This window comes from Micromonospora sp. MP36 (assembly GCF_008119785.1).
Lineage (GTDB): Bacteria > Actinomycetota > Actinomycetes > Mycobacteriales > Micromonosporaceae > Micromonospora.
In genome coordinates this window covers 1-26,236 of record NZ_VSFA01000036.1, presented here as the reverse complement: position 1 = coordinate 26,236, position 26,236 = coordinate 1, and the positions used below count along the sequence as shown (strand labels likewise).

Genomic DNA, 26,236 nt, shown 5'->3' with positions numbered 1-26,236 from the left:
TCACACCTCCCTGGAGTCCGAGCCGACGACGTTGGCCGGCTCCCGCTCGGCGACCACGCGCCTGGTGCGCGGGCTCGGTGGTACCTGAAGATCCATCGGCGGCAGCGGGAAGCTGCCGTGCGGGCGGCTGTTGACCTGCTCCTGGAGCGACGGCCGCAGCTCCTTCTTGCGGCTCGGCCAGAAGAGCGTGGCCAGCAGCAGGACGCCCGCGCCGATGCCGGTGGCGACGAGGCGGTCCTTGGTCTGCCAGTCCTCGATCGAGCGGAGCCCGGACAGGACCAGGATCCAGACCAGGTTGATCGGCAGCAGGACCTTCCAGCCGAAGCGCATGAACTGGTCGTAGCGGAGCCGGGGCAGGGTGCCCCGCAGCCAGACGAAGACGAAGACCAGGATCAGCACCTTGGCGAAGAACCAGAGCATCGGCCACCAACCCGAGTTGGCGCCGGCCCAGAAGGTGGTGATCGGGGCCGGGGCCCGCCACCCGCCGAGGAAGAGCGTGGTGGTGACCGCGGACATGGTGACCATCGAGACGTACTCGGAGAGCATGAAGAGCGCGAACTTCAGCGAGCTGTACTCGGTCATGAAGCCCGCGACCAGCTCCGACTCCGCCTCGGGCAGGTCGAACGGCGCCCGGTTGGTCTCACCGACGGTGGCGATGAAGAAGATGATGAAGCTCGGCAGCAGCAGGATCGCGTACCAGCCCGGGGCCGGGACGTCCACGCCGAAGATGTTCAGCTGGGTTCCGTGCGCCTGGGCGGCGACGATGCCGCTGGTGGACATCGTGCCGGCGGTCATGAACACCGCCACGATGCTCAGCCCCATGGCGACCTCGTACGAGATCATCTGGGCGCTGGACCGGAGACCACCCAGCAGCGGGTACGTCGAGCCGGAGGCCCAGCCACCGAGCACGATGCCGTAGATGCCCATCGAGGAGCAGGCCAGCAGCACCAGCACCGCCACCGACACGTCAGTGACCTGCAGCGGCGTCCAGTGGCCGAAGATGCTGACCTTCGGGCCGAAGGGCACCACCGACAGCGCGGTGACCGCGCAGATCACCGAGATGGTCGGGGCGAAGAAGTAGACGACCTTGTCGGCGGCCCGCGGGAGGATGTCCTCCTTGAAGGCCATCTTCAGACCGTCGGCGAGGGTCTGCAGCAGGCCGAACGGACCGACCTGGTTGGGGCCGGGCCGCACCTGCATGTAGCCGACGACCCGGCGCTCGAACCAGACGCCGAGCAGCGTCGCCAGCAGGCCGAAGACGAACGCGAAGACGATCTTGATAAGGACCAGCCACCACGGGTCCTTGCCGAAGTCGGCCAGCGTCGGGTCCTGCGCCGCGAGGTAGAGGTTCACTGGACACTCCCGGAGTTGAGGAGCGGACCCGGGCGACCGGCCGCGTCCGCGGCGACCCGTCCGGCCGGGACGTCGACCGACGCGGCGGAGACCTGCACGACGTCGCCGGACGTCGCGCCGAGGCTGCGCCGGACGGTCGAGCCGGGTGAGTTGGTCGGCAGCCAGACGACGCCGTCCGGCATCTCGGTGATCGCCGCCGGCAGGGTGACCGCGCCGCGGTCGGTGCCCACGGTCACCGGGTCACCGTCGCCGACGCCGATCGCCTCGGCGGTGCCCTTGCCCAGCCGGACCACCGGCGGGCGGGCGGTGCCCGCGAGGTGCTCGTCGCCGTCGGTGAGGCTGCCCAGGTCGATCAGCTGGTGCCAGGTGGCCAGCACGGCCTCGCCCGCGCCGGGCTGCGGCACGGCGGCCGGCTCAACCGACGGCGCGGACGGACGGTCCACCCGGGTCGGCGGCAGCGCGCCCAGCTCCCGGCGGACGCCGGTCACGTCGCCGGTGCCGAGCCGGACGTCGAGGTGCGCGGCGAGCGCGTCGAGCACCCGCCCGTCGCTCATCGCCGCGGTGTCCAGCACCTTCTCGAAGGTGCGCAGCCGGCCCTCCCAGTCCAGGAAGCTGCCAGCCTTCTCCACCACCGGGGCGACCGGGAAGACCACGTCCGCCCGGCGGGCCACGGCGCTCATCCGCAGCTCCAGGCTGACCAGGAACGGCACCGCGTCCAGCGCCTGCTCGGCCAGCCGCGGGTCGGCCACGTCGGCCGGGTCCACCCCGGCCACCACGAGGGCGCCGAGCTGGCCGTTGGCCGCCGCGACGAGGATGCCGTCGGTGTCCCGGCCGGCCTGGCTGGGGATCACCCCGGCCGCGATGTCCCACGCCTCGCCCAGCTCGGCGCGGGCGGCCGGCTCGGTGACCAGGCGGCCGCCGGGGAGCAGGTTGGGCAGGCAGCCCGCGTCGACCGCGCCGCGGTCACCCGCGCGCCGCGGCACCCAGGCCAGCTTCGCCCCGGTACGCCGGGCGACGTCCGCCGCGGCGGAGAGCCCGCCGGGCACCGCGCCCAGCCGCTCGCCGACGATCAGGATCGCCCCCGGCTGGCTCAGCGCCTCGGCCACCGTGGTGTGCTCGGCCAGCACGCTGGCCTCCTCGCCCGGCACCACCCGGGCCAGCTTGGCCCCGAGCTTCTCCAGGCCGCGCGTGGCGAACGGCGCGATCGCGTACACCGTGAGCTTCTTCTTCAGGTACGCCTTGCGCAGCCGCAGGAAGAGGATCGGGCACTCCTCCTCCGGCTCCAGGCCGACCAGCACCACCGCGGGCGCATTCTCGACGTCCGCGTAGGTCACCTCGGTGACCCCGGCGACGTTGCTGGCCAGGAAGTCGGCCTCCTCGCGGGAGACCGGGCGGGCCCGGAAGTCGATGTCGTTGGTGTGCAGCGCGACCCGGGCGAACTTCGCGTACGCGTAGGCGTCCTCGACGGTCAGCCGGCCGCCGGTCAGCACCGCCGTGCCCTGCCCGCCGTCCCGGGCGGCCCGCAGGCCCTCGGCGGCCCGGGTCAGCGCCTCGCTCCAGGACGCCTCACGCAGCTCGCCGGTCCGCTCGTCGCGGACCAGCGGGGTGGTGAGCCGGTCGAACGCGCGGGCGTACTGGAAGCCCCAGCGGCCCTTGTCGCAGTTCCACTCCTCGTTCACCGCCGGGTCGTCGCCGGCCAGCCGGCGCAGCACCTTGCCCCGCCGCCAGTCCGTGCGCTGGGCGCAACCGGCCGAGCAGTGCTCGCAGACGCTCGGGGTGGAGACCAGGTCGAACGGGCGGGCCCGGAACCGGTACTGCGCGCCGGTCAGCGCGCCCACCGGGCAGATCTGCACGGTGTTCCCGGAGAAGTACGAGTTGAACGGGACGTCACCGGCGTCGCCGTCTTCGCCGTACGCGTCGTCCCGGTAGATGTTGATCTCCTCGGCCGACGACCGGTTCATCAGGTCGATGAACTTGTCACCGGCGATCTCCTCGGAGAACCGGGTGCAGCGCTGGCAGAGCACGCACCGCTCGCGGTCGAGCAGCACCTGGGTGCTGATCTCCAGCGGCTTCTCGTACTCCCGCTTGTGCTCGTGGAACCGGGAATCCGTCCGGCCGGTGGACATCGCCTGGTTCTGCAGCGGGCACTCGCCGCCCTTGTCACACATCGGGCAGTCCAGGGGGTGGTTGAGGAGCAGCAGCTCCATCACCCCCTCCTGCGCCTTCTTGGCCACCGGCGAGGTGAGCTGGGTCCGCACCACCATGCCGTCGGCGACGGTCTGCGTGCAGGAGGCGACCGGCTTGCGCTGGCCCTCCACCTCCACCAGGCACTGCCGGCAGGCGCCGGCCGGGGCCAGCAGCGGGTGGTCGCAGAACCGGGGGATCTCGGTGCCCAACTGCTCGGCGACCCGGATCAGCAGCGCCCCCTTGGGCGCGGTGACCTGAACGCCGTCGATGGTGAGGGTGACGGTCTCGGTCTGCTTGGCTACGTCGGTCATCAGTGCGCTCCCACCAGCTGCTTGTCCGACAGCTTCGGTGCGGTACGTCCCTCGATGTAGTCGAGGTAGTCCTGCTTGAAGTACTTCAGCGACGAGGTCACCGAGCTGGTCGCACCGTCACCCAGACCGCAGAACGAGCGGCCGAGGATGTTGTCGCAGGTGTCGAGCAGGGTGTCCAGGTCCTCGTGGGTGCCCTGGCCGGCGAGGATCCGCCGGTAGACCCGGACCATCCAGTAGTTGCCCTCGCGGCACGGGGTGCACTTGCCGCACGATTCGTGGTGGTAGAACTCCAGCCACCGGTAGGTCGCGTACACCGGGCAGTCCTGGTCGGAGAAGATCTGCGTGGCCGTGGTGCCCAGGATCGAGCCGGCCGCCGCCACCCCCTCGAAGTCCAGCGGCACGTCCAGGTGCTCGGCGGTGAGCAGCGGCGTCGACGAGCCACCCGGGGTCCAGAACTTCAGGTTGTGCCCCGGCTGCATCCCGCCGGCCAGCTCGATCAGCTCGCGCAGCGTGATCCCCATCGAGCACTCGAACTGGCCCGGGTTGGCGATCCGGCCGGAGAGCGAGTAGATCATCGGGCCGGACGACTTCTCCGTGCCCATGGTCCGCCACCAGTCCGCGCCACCGAGCACGATGTACGGCACGCTGGCGATGGTGCCGACGTTGTTCACCACGGTCGGGCTGGCGTACAGGCCGTGGGTCGCCGGGAACGGCGGGCGCAGCCGGGGCTGGCCCCGGAAGCCCTCCAGCGAGTCCAGCAGCGCGGTCTCCTCGCCGCAGATGTACGCCCCGGCGCCGGAGTGCACCACCAGCTCCAGGTCGAAGCCGCTGCCGAGGATGTTCCGGCCCAGGTAGCCCTTGACGTACGCCTCCTGCACGGCGTTGCGCAGCCGGCGGGCGGCGTGCACCGCCTCACCGCGGATGTAGATGTAGGCGCGGTTGGCCCGGATCGCGTACGAGGCGATGATCACGCCCTCGACCAGCGAGTGCGGGTCGTGGGTCATCAGCGGCAGGTCCTTGCAGGTGCCCGGCTCGCCCTCGTCGGCGTTCACCACCAGGTAGTGCGGCTTGCCGTCGCCCTGCGGGATGAACCCCCACTTGAGACCGGTGGGGAAGCCCGCACCGCCGCGGCCGCGCAGCCCGGAGTCCTTGATCAGCTGGATCAGGTCGTCCGGGTGCGCCTTGACCGCCTTGCGCAGGGCGGCGTAGCCGTCCAGCTTCTCGTAGGTGCCGATCCGCCAGGCGTCCGGCGACAGCCAGCGCTTGGTCAGCACCGGCGTCAGCTTGGCCAGCGTCTCCGGCCGAGGCGTCGTCACTTCTGAGCCTCCGCTTCCTTGAGGGTGCGCTGCTGCGCTACGGCCCCGTCGCCGGCCGGCTTGCGGTCGGCGGCCGGCGGGTTGGCCGCCGCGCCTGCGGCCTGGGCGGCCTTGGCCTGCTCGGCGGCCTTGTCGGCCTCGGCCTTGCTGCGGATCGGGGTGTTCGGGTCGAAGCCCGACACCGAGATGCCGTGCTGCTCGGCCAGGCGCAGGCCGCGCAGGGTCGGCTCGCCCGGCCCACCGTCGGCGACCGCGCCCTCCCGCTCGTCGGCGAAGCCGGCGAGCTGGACCGACATCTCCTTGAGGCTGCAGAGCCGGGCGCCCCGGGTCGGCATCGGCCGGCCGCCGGCGCGCAGCTCCTCGACCACCCCGAGCGCGGTCTGCGGGTCCACCCCGTCGAAGAAGTCGTAGTTGACCGTCATCACCGGGCCGTAGTCACACGCCGCCAGGCACTCGGCGTGCTCCAGGGTGATCTTGCCGTCCTCGGTGGTCTCGTCGTGCCCGACGCCCAGGTGCTCGGCGAGGGTGTCGTAGACCTCCTGGCCACCCAGCACGTTGCACATGGTGTTGGTGCAGACGCTGACCAGGTAGTCGCCGGTCGGCTTGCGCTTGTACATGGTGTAGAAGGTGGCCACCGCGCCGACCTGGGCCTTGTTCAGGCCGAGCACCTCGGCGCAGAACTCGACACCGGCCGGGGAGACGTAGCCCTCCTCCGACTGCACCAGGTGCAGCAGCGGCAGCAGGGCCGAGCGGGACCGGTCCGCCGGGTACCGGGCGATGATCTCCCGCGCCCGGGCCCGGGTCTCTTCGGTAAAGACAGTCATCGGTCACAACCACCCATCACGGGGTCCAGCGAGGCGCCACCGGCGATCACGTCGGCGATCAGGCCGCCCTCGGCCATCGCCGGGAGGGCCTGCAGGTTGATGAAGCTCGGCTCCCGGTAGTGCACCCGGTACGGCCGGGTGCCACCGTCGGACACCGCGTGCACGCCCAGCTCGCCGCGGGGCGACTCGATGCCGACGTACACCTGGCCCGGCGGCACCCGGAATCCCTCGGTGACGAGCTTGAAGTGGTGGATCAGCGACTCCATCGACTGGCCCATGATCTTGGCCACGTGCTCCAGCGAGTTGCCCATGCCGTCGACGCCGATGGCGAGCTGCGCCGGCCAGGCGATCTTCTTGTCGGCCACCATCACCGGGCCGCGCTTGCTCAGCCGGTCCACCGCCTGCTCGACCAGCTTCAGCGACTCCCGGATCTCCGCGAGCCGGACCTGGTAGCGGCCCCAGACGTCGCCGTCCGGGTGGGTCGGGACGTCGAACTCGTACGTCTCGTAGCCGCAGTAGGGCATGGTCTTGCGCAGGTCCCAGGCGAGCCCGGCGGAGCGGAGCACCGGACCGGTGACGCCGAGCGCCAGGCAGCCGGTCACGTCGAGCACCGCGACGTGCTTGGTGCGCTCGACCCAGATCGGCTGGCCGGAAAGGAGGTCCTCGTACTCCTTGAGCTTCTTCGGCATCATCTTCAGGAACTCGCGGATCTTGACGATCGCGTCGTCCGGCACGTCCTGCGCCACCCCGCCCGGACGCACGTACGCGTGGTTCATGCGCAGGCCGGTGATGGTCTCGAAGATATCGAGGATGTACTCCCGCTCGCGGAAGCCGTACAGCATGATCGAGATCGCGCCCAGCTCCATACCGGTGGTGGCCAGCCAGACCAGGTGCGAGGAGATCCGGTTGAGCTCCATCATCAGCACTCGGATGGTGTTGGCCCGCTCGGTGATGTCGTCGGTGATGCCGAGCAGCTTCTCCACCGCCAGCGCGTACGCCGTCTCGTTGAACAGCGGGGAGAGGTAGTCCATCCGGGTCACGAAGGTCGAGCCCTGGACCCAGTTGCGGTATTCGAGGTTCTTCTCGATGCCGGTGTGCAGGTAGCCGATGACCGAGCGGGCCTCGCGGACCGTCTCGCCCTCCAGCTCCAGGATCAGCCGGAGCACGCCGTGCGTGGACGGGTGCTGCGGGCCCATGTTGACGACGATCCGCTCGTCGTTGATCGGGTCGGTGCCGGAGACGACCGTGTCCCAGTCCCCACCGGTGACGGTGAAGACCTTGCCCTCGGTGGTCTCGCGCTCGGTCGCGTAGTTCGACGTCGTCACTGGTACGACCTCCGCTTGTCCGGCGGCGGGATCTCCGCGCCCTTGTACTCGACGGGCACACCGCCGAGGGGGTAGTCCTTGCGCTGCGGGTGCCCCTCCCAGTCGTCCGGCATGAGGATCCGGGTCAGGTTGGGGTGGCCGTCGAAGACGATGCCGAACATGTCGTACGTCTCCCGCTCCTGCCAGTCGGCGGTCGGGTAGACGCTGGTGACGCTCGGCAGGTGCGGGTCCTCGGCGGAGACCGCGGCCTCCAGCCGGACCCGACGCCGGTAGGTCATCGAGGTGAGCTGGTAGACGACGTGCAGCCGCCGCTCGTCCGCGCCCAGGTAGTCCACCCCGGACACCGAGGAGCAGAGCTCGAAACGGAGCGCCAGGTCGTCGCGCATCACCTGGCAGACCTCAGCGATCCGCTCCGGGCGCACGTGCAGGGTCAGCTCGCCCCGGTCGACCACGACCTTCTCGATCGCGTCGGCGAACGCGGGGTACGCCTCCTCCAGCGCGTCCCGGACCTCGTCGAAGTAGCCGCCGTACGGCCGGGGGCTGTCCTCGATCGCCGAGCGCTGCCGGACCAGCCCGCCGAAGCCGGAGACGTCGCCGGTGCCGTGGATGCCGAACATGCCGCGGCCGGCGGGGCTGGACGGTGGGTGCTCGGCCGGTGCGCCGCTGGTGGCGCCGGCCGGCGGCACTGGCACCGGCACGCCGCCGTTGGTGGTCTTGTCGTCAGGTGCGGTCACTTCGGGCCCCCGTGCGAGTGGAGGTGGTTCTGGGCCTTCATCCAGTTCTCGATCCGCAACTGCTCCTCGCGCCCCTCACGGACCGCCTTGGTCCACTCGGCGCGCCGGGCCTTGTCGTTGCGGTACGACGACGGCATCGAGCCGTACGGCACGACCGGCACGTCACCGCGCTCCTTGCGGGCCTCCAGCATCTTGCGGCCGTTCGGGCCCAGCGGCTCGTACATGATCTTCTCGCGGAGCTTGAGGATCGCGTCGATGAGCATCTCGGGCCGGGGCGGGCAGCCGGGAAGGTACATGTCGACCGGGACGATGTGGTCGACGCCCTGCACGATGGCGTAGTTGTTGAACATGCCGCCGCTGCTGGCGCAGACGCCCATGGAGAGCACCCAGCGGGGCTCGGCCATCTGGTCGTAGATCTGGCGCAGGACCGGGGCCATCTTCTGGCTCACCCGGCCGGCCACGATCATCAGGTCCGCCTGCCGGGGCGAGGCGCGGAACACCTCCATGCCCCAGCGGCCCAGGTCGTAGTGCGGGCCGCCGGCCGCCATCATCTCGATGGCACAGCAGGCCAGGCCGAAGGTGGCGCCCCAGACGGACGACTTCCGCGACCAGTTGACCAGCTTCTCCACGGTGGTGAGCAGGACGCCGGAGGGAAGCTTCTCCTCGATGCCCATCTGCCGTACCTCCCTCAGTCCCAGTCCAGGCCGCCGCGCCGCCAGACGTAGGCGTAGGCGACGAAGACCGCGACGATGAACAGGACCATCTCCACGAAGCCGAAGATCGGCAGGGCGTCGAAGGAGACCGCCCAGGGGTAGAGGAAGATGATCTCGATGTCGAAGACGATGAAGAGCATCGCCGTCAGGTAGAACTTGATCGGGAACCGGCCGCCGCCGACCGGCTGCGGGCTCGGCTCGATGCCGCACTCGTACGCCTCGAGCTTGGCCTTGTTCAGTCGCCGGGGGCCGGCGAATCGGGCGGCGGCCACGGAGAACAGCGCGAACCCCGCGGCGAGGGCGAACAGCCCGATGATGGGTGCGTAAGGAGAGAGCGTCATCGTTGTCTCCTGCTCGTCCTTCCCTGACCTCGGTGGTTGGCAAAAATCACACTATTCACGTCCCTCACGACCTCGGCCGGCGGGGTCGATCTTTGTCGGCTCCCCACGGCCGTCGCCGGCCGCGGGGCACCGTTGTCAGACCGCCGGCGCCACCCGGGTCATCGCGTTGATGATCCGGTCCATCGCGTCCCCGCCGCGCGGGTCGGTCAGGTTGGCCAGCAGCTTGAGCACGAAGCGCATCAGCATCGGGTGCGGCATGCCGTGCTTGGTGGCCAGCCGCATGACCTCGGGCCGGCCGATGAGCTTCACGAAGATGCCGCCGAGCCGGTAGTAGCCGCCGAAGCGGGCCTTCAGCTCCTGCGGGTACGCCAGCAGCGCCCGCTCCCGCTCGGCGCCGGCCGGCCGGGCGAGCGCCTGGACCGCCACCTCGGCGGCCAGCTCGCCGGACTCCATCGCGTACGCGATGCCCTCGCCGTTGAACGGGTTGACCATGCCGCCGGAGTCGCCGACCAGCAGCACCCCGCGGGTGTAGTGCGGCACCCGGTTGAAGCCCATCGGCAGCGCGGCGCCGAGGGTCGGCCCCTCCGCGTTCGCCTCGTCGGTCATCCCCCAGTCCTCGGGGGTGTTGGCCAGCCAGTCGGTGAGCAGCCGGCGGTAGTTGGTCTTGCCGAAGGCGGCGGAGGAGTTGAGCACGCCCAGGCCGACGTTGACCCGGCCGTCGCCGAGGCCGAAGATCCAGCCGTAGCCGGGGAGCAGCGCCTCGCTGCCCTTGGCCCGCAGCTCCAGCCACGACTCGAGGTAGTCGTCGTCGTGCTTGGCGGGCGAGCGGTAGTAGCGCCGGACCGCCACGCCGATCGGCCGGTCCTCGCGTTTGGCCAGCCCGAGGGCGAGCGGGAAGCGGCCGGAGACGCCGTCCGCGGCGACCACCAGCGGGGCGTGGAAGGTGGCCGTCTCCTTGTCCGGGCCCACCTCGGCCTGCACGCCGACCACCCGGTCGTCGGCGTCGAGCACCGGACCGGTCACGTTCACGTTGGTCCGCAGCTTCGCCCCGGCGGCGACGGCCCGCTGGGCGAGCAGGTCGTCGAAGTCGAGCCGGGTCCGGACCAGGCCGTAGTTGGGGAAGCTGGCCAGGTCCGGCCAGTCCAGTTCCAGGCGTACCCCGCCGCCGATCACCCGCAGGCCCTTGTTGTGCAGCCAGCCGGCCTCGGGCGAGGTGTCCACGCCCATCCGGATCAGTTGCCGTACGGCCCGGGGGGTGAGCCCGTCGCCGCAGACCTTCTCCCGGGGAAACTCGGTCTTCTCCAGCAGCAGCACGCGTACGCCGTGCCGCGCCAGGTGGTACGCCGTCGCCGATCCTCCGGGACCGGCGCCCACGACGATGACGTCGGCGTCGTTCTCCACCGCGGTCATCCCTGCGCCTCCTCCCGCATGCTCGTGAAATGCTTCACAAGCCGATCGGGTTGGAGTCTATGACCGGGGTTACACCGGTAGGCCGTGAGGGGTACCTAACTTCGCGGAAACAGGCCGGTAGAGGTCCATTTCTCCGTCCCGGACAGGCGGAGTGTTCTCCGTCACGGACGGGCGGAAGCGGCCGGCCCCAGGCCGGCATCGAGGCGGATCGCCTCGGGGAGGTGCTCGCGCAGCGCGCCGCCGGCCGCCCGGTCGAGCGCGGCCAGCACCTCGGCGACCACCTGACGAACGTCGGCGGGATCCGCCCCGGCCAGCTCCTTGAGCTGCGCGATGAGTTCCGCGGCGTCGTCGTCCGTGGCCACCTGCTCGGGTCCGGTCATGGGCCGAGCCTACGGGACTAAGTGGAACAAAAACGGATATTCACGGAATAGGGTGGTTTGCCGCAGAGAGTGCCCGGCCGACCCGGAGATCAGTCCCGGACCGCCCGGTGCAGCGCCGCCAGCCCACCGGTCAGGTTCCGCCAGGCCACCTTGCCCCAGCCGGCCTCCTGGACCAGCGCCGCCAGCGCGGCCTGGTCCGGCCACGCCCGGATGGACTCGATCAGGTAGACGTACGCGTCGGGGTTGCTCGACACCACCCGCGCGGCGGCCGGCAGCCACCGCATCAGGTACGACAGGTACGCGGTGCGGAAAACGGCGTTGGTCGGGTGGCTCAGCTCACAGATCACCAGCCGGCCGCCCGGCCGGGTCACCCGGGCGAACTCGCGCAGCGCCGCCTGAGTGTCGACCACGTTACGCAGCGCGAAGGAGATGGTCACCGCGTCGAAGGTGGCATCCGGGAAGGGCAGCCGCAGCGCGTCGCCGGCCAGCAGCGGCACGTGCGGCCGGGCCCGGCGACCGGCCTGGAGCATGCCGAGGGAGAGGTCGGCGCCGACCGCGTACGCGCCGGAGCGGCTCAGCTCCTCGGTGGAGACACCCGTCCCCGCGCCGACGTCCAGCACTCGCTCCCCCGGGCGCAGGCCGAGCGCCTCCCGGGTGGCCCGGCGCCAGGCCCGGTCCCGACCGGCGGTCATCACCGTGTTCGTCACGTCGTAGCGAGCCGCCACGCCGTCGAACATCGCGGCGACCTCGTGCGGCTGCTTGTCCAGGCTGGCGCGCTGGCCCTGGGGGGTACGGCTCACCCCTCCACTCTGCCAGCCGGGCGATGGGCGGCGGCCGACGGGTGCCACCGCGGGGATGTCGGCCACGTCACCCCTCGCCGGCACTCCGGGCAGCCGGCGGACGTTCGTCCGCACGGGAGTGACAACAGTGGGGGCGGGATGGTGTGACCCATCCCGCCCCCACTGCCGTGCGTTATGTGAACGGCCCTCGCGGGCCGATGGAGGACGACCGTCAGGCGTTCGGCTTCTCGTCGCCCGGGGTGACCAGGACCACCCGGCGCCGACGGGCGACCAGGAACATCACGCCGCCCGCGAGCAGCACCGCCGCGCCGATGCCGCCGATCAGGCCGGCCTTGGCGCCGGTCACCGGCAGGCCGCCCTCGTCGCCGCCGCCCACGCCACCGCCGCCCGCGCCACCGCCGGTGCCGCCCTTGGCCGCGACGATGACAGCGTAGCCGTCGCTGTTGTCCGTGGCGTCCACATCGCTGGCCTGCATGCCCTCGATGTTCTCCGGCAACTGAGCGACCGGCTTCGCGCGGGTGAGCGCCGGCTGGGCGCCGATCGGCTCGACCGACACCAGGCCGCCGGTCAGGGCGCCCGGCTTCACGTCGGATCCGACGTTGAACAGGTGGAAGAAGCCGTACGCCGAGTACAGCTTGTCGTCCTCGTCGGTGTCCTGGTCCTGAGGGATCAGGCCGAAGTCCGCGTAGGTGCAGGTGAAGGTGGACTTGTCGGCGGAGTACTCGCAGTCCTGCTCGGTCTCGGCCGGGGTCACGCCCTTGGGCAGCTTCACCGTGATCTTGAGACCGGCGGTCGCCAGATCACCCTGGTTGGCGATGAAGTACGTCAGCGCGGACTGGCCGCCCGCGTGCAGGTCACCCTTGTAGACGGGGTTGCCGTCGACGATCGTCGCGGCCTGCTTCACGTCGTCGGCGATGACCGCGAGGTCGGGCCCACTCTCGTCGGAGAGGTCGAGCGTGGCGGACGCGGTGTTGTTCTCCGCGTTGGTGTCGTCCTTCGAGATCAGCTTGAAGGACAGCGGGGCCTGGTAGGCGCCCTCGACATCGAACTTGAAGACGAGGAGCGGCAGATCGGTCGTCTCGCCCGGGCCGGGCAGGCCGGCCTTGGTCGCGTGGCAGGTGAAGGCCGTCGGCTTCTCCTCGGTGCCCTCAACCTCGCAGCCGTCCTCGACGAACGGCACGGCGACGACCTTGCTGAAGTCCACCTTGGAGACGTCGACCCGGACGGCGAGCTCGCTCGGGGCGTTCTGGCCCAGGTTGGCGACCTTGACGAAGGCGACCTTGCCCTGGGCGTTGGCCGCGACGCGCGTTCCCGCGACCTTGAGCTCCAGGTCGGTCTCGGTGCCGGCGGCGTGGGCGGGCGCGCCGAAGGCGGTGATCGCCCCGGAGGCGAGCAGCGTGGCAGCGCCGAGCCGCACCAGCGGCCGGTTACGGAAGATCATGGAAGCAATCCCCTCGTGGGATCGATGAAGGAACGGGGACGAGCGGGCACGCTAGCGGTCCCCGATCACCCTCGCCACCCCACGCGCCGAGGCTTCACCACCTGCACGCCTAAGAGTCACTTAAGGATTGCCCGAATTGATGGGTCTTGCCGCCGACGGACCCGGACAGACCTCCGGAGAACGGCCAGCAGGAATGACCCATCGACAACCAACCATTGGCCGTTCGGCCGACCGTTCGGCAGCTCAGGGCGGTCACCGACCGTGCCCGGGCGGGCGCGGCCGGTGGACGGGACGGGACGCGGGGCTCAGTTGACCTCGACGAGCGGCAGCGACCTGCCGGCCCCGCCACCCGGCAGGGCGATCGAGGAGAAGTGCGAGACCACCCGGTCGTCGCTGGGGTCATCGGCTGGCGTCCGGTGCACCGCGAGCCGGTGGTAGAGGGTGTCCCGTTGCGCGGGGATCCGGTCGGCGCTGCGGATCATGCCGATCAGCTCGTGGAGGTTGGACCGGTGCCGGGCCCCGGCCGAGGAGATGACGTTCTCCTCCAGCATGATCGAGCCGAGGTCGTCCACCCCCATGTGCAGGGCCAGCTGCCCGACATCCTTGCCGGTGGTCAGCCAGGACGCCTGCAGGTGCGGCACCGTCTCGAAGAAGAGCCGGGCCACGGCGATCAGCCGCAGGTATTCCATGGTGGTCGCCTGGGTGCGGCCCTTGAGGTGGTTGTTCTCCGGCTGGTAGGTCCACGGGATGAAGGCCCGGAAGCCGCCCGTACGGTCCTGCACGTCGCGGATCATCCGCAGGTGCTCGATCCGTTCGGCGTTGGTCTCGCCGGTGCCCATCATCATGGTCGCGGTGGACTCGAGGCCCTGCCGATGCGCCAGCTCCATGACCTCCAGCCAGCGCGCGCCCGACTCCTTCAGCGGAGCGATGGCCTGACGCGGCCGGTCGGGCAGCATCTCGGCGCCGGCGCCCGCGATCGAGTCCAGCCCGGCCGCCTTGATCCGGGCGATGGCCTCGTCCAGGCCCACGCGGGAGACCTTGGCCATGTGCAGGATCTCGCTCGGGCCGATCGAGTGGATGGCCAACTGCGGGTACGCCTGCTTGACCGCGGAGAAGAGCTCCTCGTAGTACTCCACCCCGTAGTCCGGGTGGTGGCCGCCCTGGAGCATGACCTGGGTGGCGCCCAGCTCGACCGCCTCGCCGCAGCGGCGCAGGATCTCCTCGGTGGAGTGGGTCCACCCCTCCTTGTGCTTGGGCGCACGGTAGAAGGCGCAGAACTTGCACGCCGTCACGCAGACGTTCGTGTAGTTGATGTTGCGGTCGATCAGGTACGTGACGATGTTGTCCGGGTAGCGCCGCCGGCGCACCGCGTCCGCCGCCTCACCCAGCCCGTGGAAGGGCGCCTCGGTGTAGAGCAGCAGGGCTTCCTCGGGCGTGATCCGCCCGCCGTCCGCGCCGCGCTGCAGGATGTCGTCGATCTCCCGGCTCACCGTCACGCCCCGAGCCTACGTCGCCCCCCACAAGACCCGTCGGCCGTGTCCGCCCGGTGTGACCAACAACGGGACAGGCCACGCTTCCCTCTTCCACGGCGGGAGCCCAGATGCGATCCCGCCCGGGCGTCACGCGTCGTAGTCGACGGTGAGTTTGTCGGTCACCGGGCTGGACTGGCAGGTGAGGACGTACCCGGCCGCCACCTCGTCCGGCTCCAGCGCGTAGTTGCGGGCCATGGTCACCTCGCCCTCGACCACCTTGGCCTTGCAGGTCGAGCAGACCCCGCCCTTGCAGGCGTACGGCAGCTCGCCGCGGACCTTCAGCGCGGCGTCCAGCACCCGCTCGTCCGGCCCCATCGTGAAGCTCGACGAGCGCCCGTCCAGCACGATCGTCACCTCGGCGCCGCTGCCGGGCTCGTCGGCCGGGCGGCGGACCGGCTCCGGCGGGGCGTCGACGTGGAACAGTTCGGTGTGCACCGCCGACTCCGGCACGCCGCGGCCGGCCAACACCGCCTTGGCGTCCACCACCATCCCGTACGGGCCGCAGAGGAACCACTCGTCGATGGCGTCGCCGGGCACGATGGTGTCGAGCAGCCGGGTCAGCCGGTCGGCGTCGATCCGCCCGGACAGCAGCGGGGACTCGCCCATCTCCCGGGAGAGCACGTGCACCAGGTGCAGCCGGGTCGGCCACCGGTCCTTCAGGTCGGCCAGTTCCTCGGCGAACATCACCGAGTTCGCCGTGCGGTTGCCGTACACCAGGGTGAAGGTGCTGGCCGGCTCGACGGCCAGCGCGGTCGCGACCAGCGAGAGCACCGGGGTGATGCCGGAACCGGCGACCACCGCGCCGTAGCGGCGGGCCCGGTCCGGCGCGAACGCCGTGGTGAAGTGCCCGAGCGGGGGCAGCACCTCGACGGTGTCGCCGCCGCGCAGGGCGCCGCAGGCGTACGCGGAGAACGCGCCGCCGGGGATCTCCCGCACCCCGATCCGCAGCCGGCCGTGCCGCGCCAACTCCTCCGGCGTCGAGCAGATCGAGTACGACCGCCGCACCTCCTCCCCGTCGTCCCCGGTGCGCCGGACGGTGAGGTGCTGGCCGGCGGAGAACGTGAAGGTCTCCCGCAACTCCTCGGGCACCGCGAAGGTGACCGCCACGGCGTCGGCGGTGAGCCGGTCGACGGCGGCGACGGGCAGCGGGTGGAAGACCGGCCGGCGACGGACCGGTCGGGTGATCGTGACAGTCACAGCGCCTTCAGGTGGTCGAAGGGTTCGGAGCAGGAGCGGCAGCGCCAGAGCGCCTTGCACGCGGTGGAGCCGAAGCGGCTGACCTGTTCGGTCTCCGGGGAGCCGCAGCGCGGGCAACGGACGGCGAGGGTCAGCGGCACGACGCTGCCGGTACGGACCGGCGCGGGCGGGGCGATGCCGGCGGCGGCCAGCTTCGCCCGGCCGCTCGCCGAGATCCAGTCGGTGCTCCAGGCCGGGGTGTACACGGTGCGGATCTCGGCGTCGGGGTGGCCGGCGGCGGCGAGCGCCCGGCGGATGTCCGTCCGGATCACGTCCATCGCCGGGCAGCCGGTGTAGGTGGGGGTGATGGTGACGACGAGCCGGCCGGTCGCCGGGTCCTCGTCGACCGACCGCAGGATGCCCAGCTCGTCGATGGTGACGACCCGGATCTCCGGGTCCACCACCGCCGCCACGGCCTCCCTCGGCGTGGTCACCAGCGCGCTCCCGGGTGGGCGCGGTGCAGCACCTGCATCTCGGCCAGCAGGTACGAGAGGTGCTCGGTGTGGACGCCCGCGCGGCCGCCGCCCGGGGTCCAGCCGTCCGCCGGTCGGGTCAGCGTCGCCTCGGCCAGCACGGCGGAGACGTGGGCGTCGAAGTCGGCCCGCAGGGTGGCCGGGTCGACCGGCGCCGCGGGGTCCGCCGTGAAGAGCTCGTGGACGTACGGCCACACCTGGTCGACCGCGGCCTGCATCCGGCGGTGGGACTCCTCGGTGCCGTCGCCGAGCCGCTTCACCCAGAGCGAGGCGTGGTCCAGGTGGTACGCGGACTCCTTGCGGGCCTTCGCCCCGATCGCGGCCAGCCGTTCGTCGGCGCACCCGGCCAGCGCGGTGTAGAGCGGGAGCTGGTACGCGGCCAGGAAGAACAGCTTCGCCATGGTGACCGCGAAGTCGCCGTTGGGCAGCTCGACCAGGAGGCGGTTACGGAACTCCCGATCGCCGCGGAGGTAGGCCAGGTCGTCCTCGTTCCGCCCGGCGCCCTCCAGCTCGCCCGCGTACGTGAGCAGGAGGCGGGCCGCACCGAGCTGGTCGAGGGCGATGTTCGCCAGCGCGATGTCCTCCTCCATCTCCGGCGCGCGGGAGGTCCACTCGCCGAGTCGCTGCGCCGCGATCAGCGCGTCGTCGCCGAGGCCGAGGGTGAAGTCGAACAAGGTGCTTCGCTCGCTCACAGGTGGGCCACCCCGTCCGGCACCTGGTAGAAGGTCGGGTGGCGGTAGACCTTGTCGGCCGCCGGGTCGAAGAAGGCGTCCTTCTCGTCCGGGCTGGACGCGGTGATGGCGCTCGCCGGCACCACCCAGATGGAGACGCCCTCCTGGCGGCGGGTGTAGAGGTCCCGCGCGTTGCGCAGGGCCAGCTCCGCGTCGGGGGCGTGCAGGCTGCCCACGTGGGTGTGCGACAGCCCGCGCCGGGCCCGCACGAACACCTCCCAGAGAGGGGACTGCTCCTTGCTCATGCCGCCACCTCGCTCCGCTCGGCGCCGGCATGAGGCACAACCGCGCTGCGCCGACGATTCGCTCGCTGACGCTCGCTCATGCCGCCACCTTCTCCTTCTGCTGTTCCGCCCGCTTGGCGGCGTACGCCGCGGCGGCCTCGCGTACCCAGGCGCCCTCGGCGTGGGCGCGGCGCCGGTGCTCCATCCGCTGCCGGTTGCACGGCCCGTCGCCCTTGATCACCCGCATCAGCTCGTCGTAGTCCGGCTGGGTGTAGTCGTACGCCTGCCGCTCCTCGTTCCACCGCAGGTCCGGGTCGGGGAGGGTGAGCCCGAGGATCTCCGCCTGCTGCACGCACATGTCGACGAAGCGCTGGCGCAGCTCGTCGTTGGAGAAGCGCTTGATCTTCCAGGCCATCGACTGCGCGCTGTGCGTCGAGTCTCCGTCCGGCGGGCCGAACATCGCCAGCGACGGGTACCACCAGCGGTCCACCGCGTCCTGGGCCATCGCGTGCTGCTCGGGGGTGCCGTGGGCGAGGGTGTGCAGGATCTCGTACCCCTGGCGCTGGTGGAACGACTCCTCCTTGCAGACCCGGATCATCGCGCGGGCGTACGGGCCGTAGGAGCAGCGGCACAGCGGCACCTGGTTGACGATCGCCGCGCCATCGACCAGCCAGCCGATCGCGCCCACGTCGGCCCAGGTCAGGGTGGGGTAGTTGAAGATCGAGCTGTACTTCTGCCGACCTTCGATCAGCAGCTCCACCAGCTCGTCCCGCCTCACGCCCAGCGTCTCGGCCGCCGCGTAGAGGTAGAGGCCGTGGCCCGCCTCGTCCTGCACCTTGGCCAGCAGGATGGCCTTGCGCTTGAGGGAGGGGGCGCGGCTGATCCAGTTGCCCTCCGGCTGCATGCCGATGATCTCGGAGTGCGCGTGCTGGGCGATCTGCCGGATCAGCGTCTTCCGGTACGCCTCCGGCATCCAGTCCCGCGGCTCGATCTTCTGATCGGCGTCGATCACGTCCGCGAAGTACGCCTCGAGGTCCTCGTCGGGCGCCGGGCCGCCGCGCCGGGCCCGCGCCGCGGCCTCCCGCAGCGCCGCCTCCGCCGCCTCCACCTCGCCGAGCAGGCCGCCGCCCGGACCGTCCTCGGGCGGGGCGAAGTCGTTGCCATACATGAGGCCAGTGTTACAGCTCGCGACCGATGACACCAGAGGGTGTAACAGGTTTCCGGACACACCTTCCGTCACCCGATGACCGCTTACGGTCAGTGGCACCGATCCCTCGTCACACTGTGATGTCGAACACGTCGGGAAGATGAATCCTCGCAAGCGCGGCACAACGGCGGATTACCCCGCCTTCGCGGCGAGTCGGCCGCTGGCGAGTTCTGGCTTCCGGCCTGTCCGGAAGTAGACTTCCCCCGGCACACCGATCGGCTGCTGACGATCGCCACCGGCTCCAGGCCACTCCCCCGGCCCCGGCGATCAGGCCGAACCCATTCGGAAAAGCCGGTCCCCCCGGCCAGACATCTGGAGTTCACCCACTCATGCGACATCGCGTGACCATGGTGCTCGCCATCGTGGCGGTCCTCCTCGGTGGCGTCATGCTGGTGCCCGCCGCGTACGCCCGCCTCAGTGGCGGCGACGCCCTCGCCAGCATCGGCGGCATCGGCGGCGGCGAGAAGGTCCCCGCCCCCGAGCCCACCACGCCGGCCCCGCCGACGCTGGCCGCCGGACCGGTCTCGGTGGACTTCAAGGGCGAGTTCTTCTCCTGGGCGCTGATGGACCGCGCCACCGGCGAGATCAGCGGCGCGAAGAACCTGGCCGAGACCAACTCCACCGAGTCGATGCTGAAGGCCTGGATCGTCTCGGACTACCTGCGTCAACTCGGCGACAAGGAGCCGACCGCCGCGTTGAAGAAGGCGGCGAGCGTCGCCATCCGGGACAGCAACGACGACGGCGCCAACAAGGTCTACGCGGCGGCCGGCGGGTCGTACAAGCCGCAGCCGGGCGGCAAGCCGGACCCGGTGATCCAGCGCGCCATCAAGATCTGCGGGCTCACCGACACCAAGCGCGGCAACGTGCCCGGGTACGAGGGCTGGTGGAGCTTCACCCGGATGTCCCCGGAGGACGCCGTCCGGCTCGGCGACTGCATCGCCGACGGCAAGGCCGCCGGGCCGAAGTGGACCAAATGGGTCCTCAACGAGATGGCCCAGGTCCGCGGCAGCGTCACCGCGCAGCAGGAGCGCTCCGGCGGCGGCAAGTGGGGCATCGTGGACGGCCTGCCGGCCGAGATCAAGGCGCAGGGCCCGGTGAGCATCAAGAACGGCTGGACCCAGCTCAGCTACGACGGCAACTGGCACGTCAACTGCCTGGCCGTCACCGACAAGTGGAGCCTCGCGGTGATGATGCGCTACCCCGCCAGCACCAGCCTGTCCTACGGCGCGAAGGTCTGCGCCAGCGTGGCCACCCAGCTGGTGACGCCGCAGCCCGGCGCCGCCCTTAAGGTGCCGCAGCAGCCGGGGAAGCTCTGATGGCCGGCGCGCGGCGCCGACCCGGCAGCCACCACCGCCCGCTGGTCTTCGCCGCCGTCGCCGTCATCCTGGTCGGCCTGACCCTCGTCTCGCTCCGGCTGGTGCCCGGCTCACCGCTGCGCCCCGCCGCCGCCTCGCAGTCGGCCGCGACCGGGAACGCCCGGTCCACCGGTACGCCCACCGACCGCAACAGCCGTCCCGCCCCGTCGCCCTCGCCCTCGCCCTCCCTTGAGCCGCTGCCGTTCGTCGCGCAGGATCTCGACAGCCTCGGCATCAAGGGCTGGTACGCGTGGAGCGTCCTGGACAAGCGGACCGGCAAGATCATCGGCTCGGCGAACATGGCCGAGACGAGCACCACCGCGTCGATGATCAAGTCGTGGATCGTCGCGGACTACCTGCGACGGGCGGACGAGAACGGGCAGACCCCGAGCGCCGCGAAGCTGGCCGACGCCACGAAGATCATCCGGGACAGCGACAACACGCGCGCCGAGCAGTTCTACAACAGCGTCGGCCGGTCCGCCTCGATCAAGCGCCTGATCTCGATGTGCGAGCTGACCGACAGCAAGGTCGCCAGCGACGGCGGCTGGAGCCGCACCAACCTGTCCCCACGGGACACCGCCCGGCTCGGTCGCTGCATCGACGACGGCCGGGCGGCCGGGCCGAAGTGGACCAAGTGGCTGCTCAATGAGATGCGGCTGGTCCGGGGCGCCGGCGACTTCGGCATCCGCAAGGCGTTCCCGGCCAACGTGCAGAAGACCATCGCCATCAAGAACGGCTGGATCGACCGGACCAGGGAGCAGGAGATGCACATCAACTGCCTGGCCATCGGCGACACCTGGACGATGGGCGTGATGGTCCGCTACCCGATCGGCATGGGCTACGACTACGGCATGAAGAACTGCCAGAAGATCACCGAGGCGTTGCTGCGCCCCGCCACGTAACCGCCCGTTCCCCCCGCTCGCCGATGCGGCGGCAGCCCGGCTCTCGGGCTGCCGCCGCATCGCCCGTTTCGGCGTCAGCCGAGGAAGAACTCCGGCCCGCCCGCCGGGAGGGCGGGGGCCTCGCCCATCGCGGCCGCCCGGCGGGCGAACTCGCGCAGCCCGGACACCTGCCGCTCGCCCAGGGAGAAGTCGAGGGTACGGAAGTAGGTGGCCAGGGTCGCCGCGTCGAACGGCTCCCAGCGGGCCGCCGCCTCGGCCACCTGGTCCAGCTCGGCCAGGCAGAGGTCACGCGAGCGCAGGAACGCCTGGTGCACCTCCTTAACCAGGCCCGGGTGGGCGGCGGCGAAGTCCCGGCGGACCGCCCAGACGGCGAAGACCATCGGCAGGCCGGTCCACTCCCGCCAGGCCTGCCCGAGGTCGGTCACCTCGAGGCCCTTGCGCGGCGCCTCGTAGAGCGCCCGCAGCGCCACATCCCCGATCACCACACCGGCGTCGGCCTCCAGCAGCATCTGGGTCAGCTCCGGCGGGCAGCGGAAGTAGTCCGGGCGCACGCCGTACCGCTCACTGAGCAGCAGCTGGGCTAGGAGCACCCCGGTACGCGAGGTCGAGCCGAGCGCCACCCGGGCCCCGTCCAGCTCGGCGAGCGGCTTCGTGGAGACCACGTTGACCGAGAGCACCGGGCCGTCGCTGCCGACCGCCAGGTCCGGCAGGAGCAGCAGCTCGTCGGCGTGCCGCAGGTATTCCACCTGCGAGATCGGCCCGATGTCGAGGTCACCGGCGACCAGCGCGGCGTTCAGCCGGTCCGGCGAGTCCTTGTGCAGGTCCACGTCGATCAGCGCGCCGGACCGCATCAGCCCCCAGTAGATCGGCAGGCAGTTGAGGAACTGGATGTGTCCCACCCGGGGGCGGGCGACGCGGTCAGCCATGCCCCGACGTTATCGCCGCGCCGGATCGTCGGCTCACCGGGAGGGCAGTTGAGTGGCCAACTCCGCACCGTCGGCCACCTGCCACGGCCCGGCCGCCTTCGGGTCGACCGGTCCGGCCTCGGCCACGCCGCCGGGCCGGAGCGCCGGTGATTCGGCGGGCCGAGCCGGAGGTACGCCGACCGATGCCCGCTCGGCCCGGACGGCCCGGGTGACCGAGGGTACGACCAGCGCGATCACCAGCAGCCCGGCGACGCCGCAGCCGGCGACCAGGAGCCGGGGGGTGGCCGCCTCGAGCAGGAGACCGCCGAGCAGGAAGCCGACCATGGAGGCACCCTGGACGGACCCGCCGAGCGCGGCGTACGCCCGGCCGCGGCTCGCCTCGGGCACCCGCCGGGCCAGCAGCACGTTGTCGAAGACGTTCGCGCCGCCGTTGCCCACGCCACCGAGCAGCCATACCGGCACCAGCAGCAGTGCGGAGGGCACCGCGGCGGAGAGCAGGATCATCAGGCAGCATCCGGCGAGCAGGACGAGGTAGCCGACGAGCAGCCGCCGGTCGTCGATCAACCGCCGGGCCAGCCGGGCGAAGATCCATGCCCCGATCAGGATGCCCAGCGTCCATGCGCCGGTGACCAGGCCGTACACGGTGCTGGAGCTGTGCAGGGTCTCGCGGATGAAGAAGACCTCGACCACGTTGATCGCCCCGACGGCGGCGATCACGCCGGCGATGGTGACGATCATCGCGACCAGCATCGGGTCCCTGCGGAGCCGCCAGGCGACCGCGGGTGCGGCGGAGGTGCCGGGTGCCGTCGCCGGGGCCGACCGCCGGCGGCCACCCCGGCGGGTCCGGACCAGCAGCGCGGCCGCGACGAGCGCTAGGTAGCTGGCGGCGTCGAGGAGCAGCGGCAGCCGGGTGCCGAAGCCGCCGACCAGCACCCCGGCCAGGGCCGGGCCGGCCAGCGCGCCGAGCGTCCCGGCGGTCTGGTTCAGCGCGGCGGCCCGGGGCAGGTCCTCGGCGCGGACCATGGCCGGCACCAACGCGGCGAGCACGGGCTGGGTGACGGCGAGGCCGGACGCGAGCAGCGCCACCAGCGCGATGACCAGGGCCGGGTGACCGGCGTAGGCGAGTGCGAGGCAGACGGCGGCCTGGCCCAGCCCGGCGACCACCAGCAGCAGCCGGCTGTCCACCCGGTCCGCGAGCCGGCCGGTCAGCGGAGCGAGCGCCACCAGCGGCGCGGTGGCGGCGAGCATCAGCCCGGACACCGCGAGCCCGCCCGCGCCGGCGGACTGGAGAGCCAGGGTCAGGGCGGTGGCGGCGAGGAAGTCCCCGCAGGTGGAGACACCGCGCGAGGCGGTGGCCAGCCAGACGTCGGGCCAGCGCGAAGGGCCAGTTGCGAAGGACATACTTCGAAAATAATTCTTCACAACTCGTCGGCGCAATCCCGGACGTCAATTGAGGGGCAACGCCCGGTACTGCACGGCGACGCTTCGGGACCCTTCGGGCGGGTTGGTCCGCAACCGCCGTCGGTACGGCTCGATCAACTTCTGGATCGCGTTGTTGAGCCCGGCCAGTTCCTCGGCGTTCAGCAGCAGCACGCTGTCGCTGAACCAGGCCGCCTCGTACCACTCGCGCGGCTCGTCGGGGGCGCGCTGGATCCAGTCCCGCACGCGCTGGCTGTCCCGGGCCATGTGGGCCTCCACCAGGGCCGCCTCGGCGGCGCGGGCCTCCGAGTCGGCGTCCGGCCCCGACTCGATGTAGTACGAAGGGCTGAACGCCTGCCAGACCCGTTCCCGGGCGTCACCGCGGCTGGGAGCCTCCTCGATCAGCCCATACCTCGCCAGCTCCCGGAGGTGGTAACTGGTCGCGCTCGGGGAGAGACCGGCGATCCGGGCGCACTCGGTGGCGGTCGCACCGCCCTCCACCGTGCTGAGATGTTCCATGATCGCCATGCGGGCCGGGTGGGCCAGCGCCCGCATCACCTGCGGGTCGCTGATCGTCACCCGACGCTGTTCCGGACGCTCCTCGGTCATGCCCCCCATGATCCCGCGCCGGGACCGGCCCGACGATATTCGGTTGCCCGCCGCCCCGGCCGGAGTAAGCTGCTCTGTCCCGCCCGACGGCCGAGGTGAGTAGCACCGCACAGGACGTCCCCGCGCCGACCCGTGGTCGGAAACGCGAGCGGCAGCGTTTTTCCCCGTGACGAGGAGTACGTGGATGACCCTGCACGCCCCCGAACAGACCCTGGACCTCGAACTCGCCGCCGAACGCGCCCACCTGGAGACTTCCCGGGCGGCGCTGCGCCGGATGCGGGAGCGCGCCGAGGCCCTCTTCGCCACCGGTGACAAGGTCGCCGGGGACGCGTACACCGCCGAACAGCTCGGCCGGCACATGGCCCGGCGGGTCAAGGAGCTGGCCGACGACCCGACCACGCCGCTCTTCTTCGGCCGGCTCGACTTCAGCGGGACCGCCGACAGCCGGCACAGCGGCGGGACCGCTGACGGCCGGCACAGCGGGGACACCGATCCGCACGACGACGTCGTCGGGGTGTACCACGTCGGGCGGCGGCACGTCACCGACGACCTCGGCGAGCCGCTGGTGCTGGACTGGCGGGCCCCGGTCTCCCGGTCGTTCTACCGGGCCAGCGCCCGCGACCCGCAGGGCGTCGCCGTCCGGCGTCGCTTCGGGTTCAGCTCCGGCCTGCTGACCAGCTTCGAGGACGAGCACCTGGACCGGGGCGAGGAGCTGGGCACGGCCAGCCGAATCCTCACCGCCGAGATCGAGCGTCCCCGCGTCGGCCCGATGCGGGACATCGTCGCCACCATCCAGCCCGAGCAGGACGAACTGGTCCGGGCCGACCTGGCCGACTCGATCTGCGTGCAGGGCGCCCCCGGCACCGGCAAGACGGCGGTCGGGCTGCACCGCGCCGCGTACCTGCTCTACCTGCACCGGGAGCGGCTGCGCCGGTCCGGGGTGCTGATCGTCGGGCCCAACCGGGCGTTCCTGTCGTACATCGCCGCCGTGCTGCCCGCGCTCGGTGAGGTCGAGGTCGAGCAGGCCACGGTGGAGGACCTGGTCGCCCTGGTGCCGGTCCGCGCGGTCGACGACCCCGCCGTCGCCACCGTCAAGCACGACGCCCGGATGGCCGCGGTGCTCCGCCGCGCGGTCGACGCCCACATCGGTACGCCCACCGAGCCGATCATGGTGTCGGACGGCTCGTTCCGCTGGCGGATCGGCCTCGACCCGCTGCACCGGGTGGTCGAGGAGACCCGCCGGGAGGGGCTGCCGTACGCGACCGGCCGGGAGCGCGTCCGGGCCCGGGTGGTGGGGCTGCTGCAACGCCAGGCCGAGGCCCGCCGGGCGGAGTCGCCCAGCGACGCCTGGCTGCGCCGGATGGGCCGGGCCAAGCCGGTCACCGCCTTCCTCGACGCGGTCTGGCCGGCGCTCACCCCGGACGGGCTGCTGCACCGGCTCTGGTCCGACGCCGACTTCCTCGCCGTGGTGGCCGACGGCCTGCTCGACGCCGAGGAGCAGGGCCTGCTGCTCGGGCGCCCGGCTGCCGGCGGCCGGCCGGGCACCGGAGACGCCGACCTCGGCGACGCCGGTGCCAGCGGGCCGCAGGGCACCGCGGCCACGGGGCGGCGGGGCGGGGCGCCGGCCGCCGGGACGAAGCTGGGCCGTACCCCGAAGGCGACGAAGTGGACGGCCGCGGACGCGGTGCTGATCGACGAGGCGGCCGGGCTGATCGAACGGCCGGCCGGCTTCGGGCACGTGGTGGTCGACGAGGCGCAGGACCTGTCCCCGATGCAGTGCCGGGTCATCGCCCGCCGCAGCGAGCACGGCTCGATCACCCTCCTCGGCGACCTGGCCCAGGGCACGGCGCCGTGGGCCGCCACCGACTGGCGGGAGTCCCTGACCCACCTGGGCAAGCCGGACGCTGTCGTGGTGCCGCTCAGCGTCGGCTTCCGGGTGCCGGCGGCGGTGGTCGCGTTCGCCAACCGGCTGCTGCCGGCGCTCGCGGTCGACGTACCCCCGGCCGAGTCGCTGCGCCGCGACGGGGCGCTCGACGTGCGTACGGTCGAGGACCTGACGGCGGCGACGGTGGCCGAGGTGCGCGCGGCGCTCGCGCACGACGGCTCGGTCGGCGTGATCGCCGCCGACGACGCGGTCGCTCCGCTCCGCGCGGCGCTCGCCGACGCGGGCGTGGCGACCGCGACCGCCGACGACGTGGAGACCGCGGCGCGGGTCACCGTGGTCCCGGCGACCCTGGTCAAGGGCCTGGAGTACGACCACGTCGTGGTGGTCGAGCCGGCCGCGATCGTGGCGGCCGAGCCCCGCGGCCTGCACCGCCTCTACGTGGTGCTGACCCGGGCGGTGTCCCGGCTGGCGGTGCTGCACCGGGACCCGCTGCCCGCTCCCCTGGCCGACTGACGGCGGCTCGGCGCCCCCCGCCTCCGGCAAGAGCACGCTGTATCCGGGATGTAGTGGCCTCCCGGACTCCGGTAGGCCACTACATCCAG

General features: G+C 71.7%; 23 protein-coding genes and 1 pseudogene. 3 read left to right on the top strand and 21 right to left on the bottom strand.

All coding sequences use genetic code 11. The features are described 5' to 3' along the window. From nuoH to paaA, 18 genes and pseudogenes are all read right to left on the bottom strand, one after another. Complete coding sequence (gene nuoH, locus FXF52_RS22440) at positions 1–1,353, bottom strand: NADH-quinone oxidoreductase subunit NuoH (protein ID WP_148799704.1); 1,353 nt, start codon at positions 1,351–1,353, stop codon at positions 1–3. Further along, on the bottom strand, positions 1,350–3,851 hold the full coding sequence (locus tag FXF52_RS22435) for an NADH-quinone oxidoreductase subunit G (RefSeq protein ID WP_148799702.1): 2,502 nt from the start codon (positions 3,849–3,851) through the stop codon (positions 1,350–1,352). Before FXF52_RS22435 ends, nuoH begins: the two co-directional genes overlap by 4 nt. Next, positions 3,851–5,167: an NADH-quinone oxidoreductase subunit NuoF gene (nuoF, locus tag FXF52_RS22430; RefSeq protein WP_148799699.1), complete on the bottom strand. Its 1,317-nt coding sequence runs from the start codon at positions 5,165–5,167 to the stop codon at positions 3,851–3,853. Before nuoF ends, FXF52_RS22435 begins: the two co-directional genes overlap by 1 nt. Next, positions 5,115–5,991, bottom strand: a pseudogene (gene nuoE / locus FXF52_RS22425) (NADH-quinone oxidoreductase subunit NuoE); the annotation flags it as partial. The gene nuoF and the pseudogene nuoE, both read right to left, overlap by 53 nt. Then, positions 5,988–7,316, bottom strand: a complete 1,329-nt coding sequence (locus tag FXF52_RS22420; RefSeq protein WP_148799695.1) for an NADH-quinone oxidoreductase subunit D — start codon at positions 7,314–7,316, stop codon at positions 5,988–5,990. The pseudogene nuoE and the gene FXF52_RS22420, both read right to left, overlap by 4 nt. Beyond that, a complete protein-coding gene (locus tag FXF52_RS22415) occupies positions 7,313–8,050 on the bottom strand; it encodes an NADH-quinone oxidoreductase subunit C (protein ID WP_148799693.1) in 738 nt (245 codons plus the stop codon). Before FXF52_RS22415 ends, FXF52_RS22420 begins: the two co-directional genes overlap by 4 nt. Beyond that, positions 8,047–8,724 (bottom strand): NADH-quinone oxidoreductase subunit B family protein, encoded by a 678-nt coding sequence (locus FXF52_RS22410; protein ID WP_148799691.1) that lies wholly within the window; start codon positions 8,722–8,724, stop codon positions 8,047–8,049. Before FXF52_RS22410 ends, FXF52_RS22415 begins: the two co-directional genes overlap by 4 nt. Before the next feature lie 14 nt (positions 8,725–8,738). Then, a complete protein-coding gene (locus FXF52_RS22405) occupies positions 8,739–9,104 on the bottom strand; it encodes an NADH-quinone oxidoreductase subunit A (RefSeq protein WP_073834101.1) in 366 nt (121 codons plus the stop codon). Positions 9,105–9,239: 135 nt separating this feature from the next. After that, positions 9,240–10,514: a geranylgeranyl reductase family protein gene (locus tag FXF52_RS22400; protein ID WP_148799689.1), complete on the bottom strand. Its 1,275-nt coding sequence runs from the start codon at positions 10,512–10,514 to the stop codon at positions 9,240–9,242. 161 nt (positions 10,515–10,675) lie between these two features. Further along, positions 10,676–10,894: a hypothetical protein gene (locus tag FXF52_RS22395; protein WP_148799687.1), complete on the bottom strand. Its 219-nt coding sequence runs from the start codon at positions 10,892–10,894 to the stop codon at positions 10,676–10,678. A gap of 89 nt (positions 10,895–10,983) precedes the next feature. Then, positions 10,984–11,694: a demethylmenaquinone methyltransferase gene (locus tag FXF52_RS22390; protein ID WP_148799686.1), complete on the bottom strand. Its 711-nt coding sequence runs from the start codon at positions 11,692–11,694 to the stop codon at positions 10,984–10,986. A 211-nt stretch (positions 11,695–11,905) separates the two neighbouring features. Next, positions 11,906–13,135 (bottom strand): cell wall anchor protein, encoded by a 1,230-nt coding sequence (locus tag FXF52_RS41775; RefSeq protein WP_187413631.1) that lies wholly within the window; start codon positions 13,133–13,135, stop codon positions 11,906–11,908. Positions 13,136–13,440: 305 nt separating this feature from the next. Further along, the gene (mqnC, locus tag FXF52_RS22380; RefSeq protein WP_148799681.1) at positions 13,441–14,631 is read right to left on the bottom strand and encodes a cyclic dehypoxanthinyl futalosine synthase; all 1,191 of its coding nucleotides are present in this window, start codon (positions 14,629–14,631) and stop codon (positions 13,441–13,443) included. 123 nt (positions 14,632–14,754) lie between these two features. Next, positions 14,755–15,864 (bottom strand): 1,2-phenylacetyl-CoA epoxidase subunit PaaE, encoded by a 1,110-nt coding sequence (gene paaE / locus FXF52_RS22375; RefSeq protein WP_148799679.1) that lies wholly within the window; start codon positions 15,862–15,864, stop codon positions 14,755–14,757. Beyond that, the gene (paaD, locus tag FXF52_RS22370; protein WP_148799677.1) at positions 15,861–16,337 is read right to left on the bottom strand and encodes a 1,2-phenylacetyl-CoA epoxidase subunit PaaD; all 477 of its coding nucleotides are present in this window, start codon (positions 16,335–16,337) and stop codon (positions 15,861–15,863) included. The genes paaE and paaD overlap by 4 nt, the downstream gene beginning before the upstream one ends. Further along, positions 16,334–17,068 carry a 1,2-phenylacetyl-CoA epoxidase subunit PaaC gene (gene paaC / locus FXF52_RS22365; protein ID WP_148799675.1) on the bottom strand — a complete coding sequence of 245 codons (735 nt, stop codon included), beginning with the start codon at positions 17,066–17,068 and terminating at the stop codon, positions 16,334–16,336. The genes paaD and paaC overlap by 4 nt, the downstream gene beginning before the upstream one ends. Next, entirely contained in the window at positions 17,065–17,352 is a 288-nt protein-coding gene (gene paaB / locus FXF52_RS22360) for a 1,2-phenylacetyl-CoA epoxidase subunit PaaB (RefSeq protein ID WP_148799673.1), read from the bottom strand. The genes paaC and paaB overlap by 4 nt, the downstream gene beginning before the upstream one ends. Positions 17,353–17,428: 76 nt before the next feature. Next, entirely contained in the window at positions 17,429–18,499 is a 1,071-nt protein-coding gene (gene paaA, locus FXF52_RS22355; protein ID WP_148799671.1) for a 1,2-phenylacetyl-CoA epoxidase subunit PaaA, read from the bottom strand. A gap of 368 nt (positions 18,500–18,867) precedes the next feature. Between paaA and FXF52_RS22350 the strand changes: the two genes are divergently transcribed. Then, a complete protein-coding gene (locus FXF52_RS22350; protein WP_148799669.1) occupies positions 18,868–19,854 on the top strand; it encodes a hypothetical protein in 987 nt (328 codons plus the stop codon). Beyond that, complete coding sequence (locus tag FXF52_RS22345; protein WP_148799667.1) at positions 19,854–20,795, top strand: serine hydrolase; 942 nt, start codon at positions 19,854–19,856, stop codon at positions 20,793–20,795. Before FXF52_RS22350 ends, FXF52_RS22345 begins: the two co-directional genes overlap by 1 nt. A gap of 74 nt (positions 20,796–20,869) precedes the next feature. Here the strand turns inward: FXF52_RS22345 and FXF52_RS22340 are convergent, their stop codons facing one another. The 3 genes from FXF52_RS22340 to FXF52_RS22330 are packed head-to-tail and all read right to left on the bottom strand — an operon-like array spanning position 20,870 to position 23,749. After that, a complete protein-coding gene (locus tag FXF52_RS22340; RefSeq protein WP_148799665.1) occupies positions 20,870–21,721 on the bottom strand; it encodes a menaquinone biosynthetic enzyme MqnA/MqnD family protein in 852 nt (283 codons plus the stop codon). 33 nt (positions 21,722–21,754) lie between these two features. Continuing rightward, entirely contained in the window at positions 21,755–23,122 is a 1,368-nt protein-coding gene (locus FXF52_RS22335; protein WP_148799663.1) for an MFS transporter, read from the bottom strand. Positions 23,123–23,167: 45 nt separating this feature from the next. Beyond that, positions 23,168–23,749 carry a winged helix-turn-helix domain-containing protein gene (locus tag FXF52_RS22330; protein ID WP_148799661.1) on the bottom strand — a complete coding sequence of 194 codons (582 nt, stop codon included), beginning with the start codon at positions 23,747–23,749 and terminating at the stop codon, positions 23,168–23,170. Between the two features lie 184 nt (positions 23,750–23,933). Between FXF52_RS22330 and FXF52_RS22325 the strand changes: the two genes are divergently transcribed. Beyond that, positions 23,934–26,147 (top strand): AAA family ATPase, encoded by a 2,214-nt coding sequence (locus FXF52_RS22325; protein WP_148799659.1) that lies wholly within the window; start codon positions 23,934–23,936, stop codon positions 26,145–26,147. Positions 26,148–26,236 lie beyond the last annotated feature (89 nt).

Bases quoted from the DNA above. Each gene is read 5' to 3' on its own strand.
- FXF52_RS22435 (WP_148799702.1), bottom strand. From the start codon at position 3,851: ATGACCGACGTAGCCAAGCAGACCGAGACCGTCACCCTCACCATCGAC.
- FXF52_RS22410 (WP_148799691.1), bottom strand. From the start codon at position 8,724: ATGGGCATCGAGGAGAAGCTTCCCTCCGGCGTCCTGCTCACCACCGTG.
- FXF52_RS22405 (WP_073834101.1), bottom strand. From the start codon at position 9,104: ATGACGCTCTCTCCTTACGCACCCATCATCGGGCTGTTCGCCCTCGCC.
- FXF52_RS22400 (WP_148799689.1), bottom strand. From the start codon at position 10,514: ATGACCGCGGTGGAGAACGACGCCGACGTCATCGTCGTGGGCGCCGGT.
- FXF52_RS22395 (WP_148799687.1), bottom strand. From the start codon at position 10,894: ATGACCGGACCCGAGCAGGTGGCCACGGACGACGACGCCGCGGAACTC.
- FXF52_RS41775 (WP_187413631.1), bottom strand. From the start codon at position 13,135: ATGATCTTCCGTAACCGGCCGCTGGTGCGGCTCGGCGCTGCCACGCTG.
- paaB (WP_148799673.1), bottom strand. From the start codon at position 17,352: ATGAGCAAGGAGCAGTCCCCTCTCTGGGAGGTGTTCGTGCGGGCCCGG.
- paaA (WP_148799671.1), bottom strand. From the start codon at position 18,499: ATGTATGGCAACGACTTCGCCCCGCCCGAGGACGGTCCGGGCGGCGGC.
- FXF52_RS22350 (WP_148799669.1), top strand. From the start codon at position 18,868: ATGCGACATCGCGTGACCATGGTGCTCGCCATCGTGGCGGTCCTCCTC.
- FXF52_RS22345 (WP_148799667.1), top strand. From the start codon at position 19,854: ATGGCCGGCGCGCGGCGCCGACCCGGCAGCCACCACCGCCCGCTGGTC.
- FXF52_RS22340 (WP_148799665.1), bottom strand. From the start codon at position 21,721: ATGGCTGACCGCGTCGCCCGCCCCCGGGTGGGACACATCCAGTTCCTC.
- FXF52_RS22335 (WP_148799663.1), bottom strand. From the start codon at position 23,122: ATGTCCTTCGCAACTGGCCCTTCGCGCTGGCCCGACGTCTGGCTGGCC.
- FXF52_RS22330 (WP_148799661.1), bottom strand. From the start codon at position 23,749: ATGACCGAGGAGCGTCCGGAACAGCGTCGGGTGACGATCAGCGACCCG.
- FXF52_RS22325 (WP_148799659.1), top strand. From the start codon at position 23,934: ATGACCCTGCACGCCCCCGAACAGACCCTGGACCTCGAACTCGCCGCC.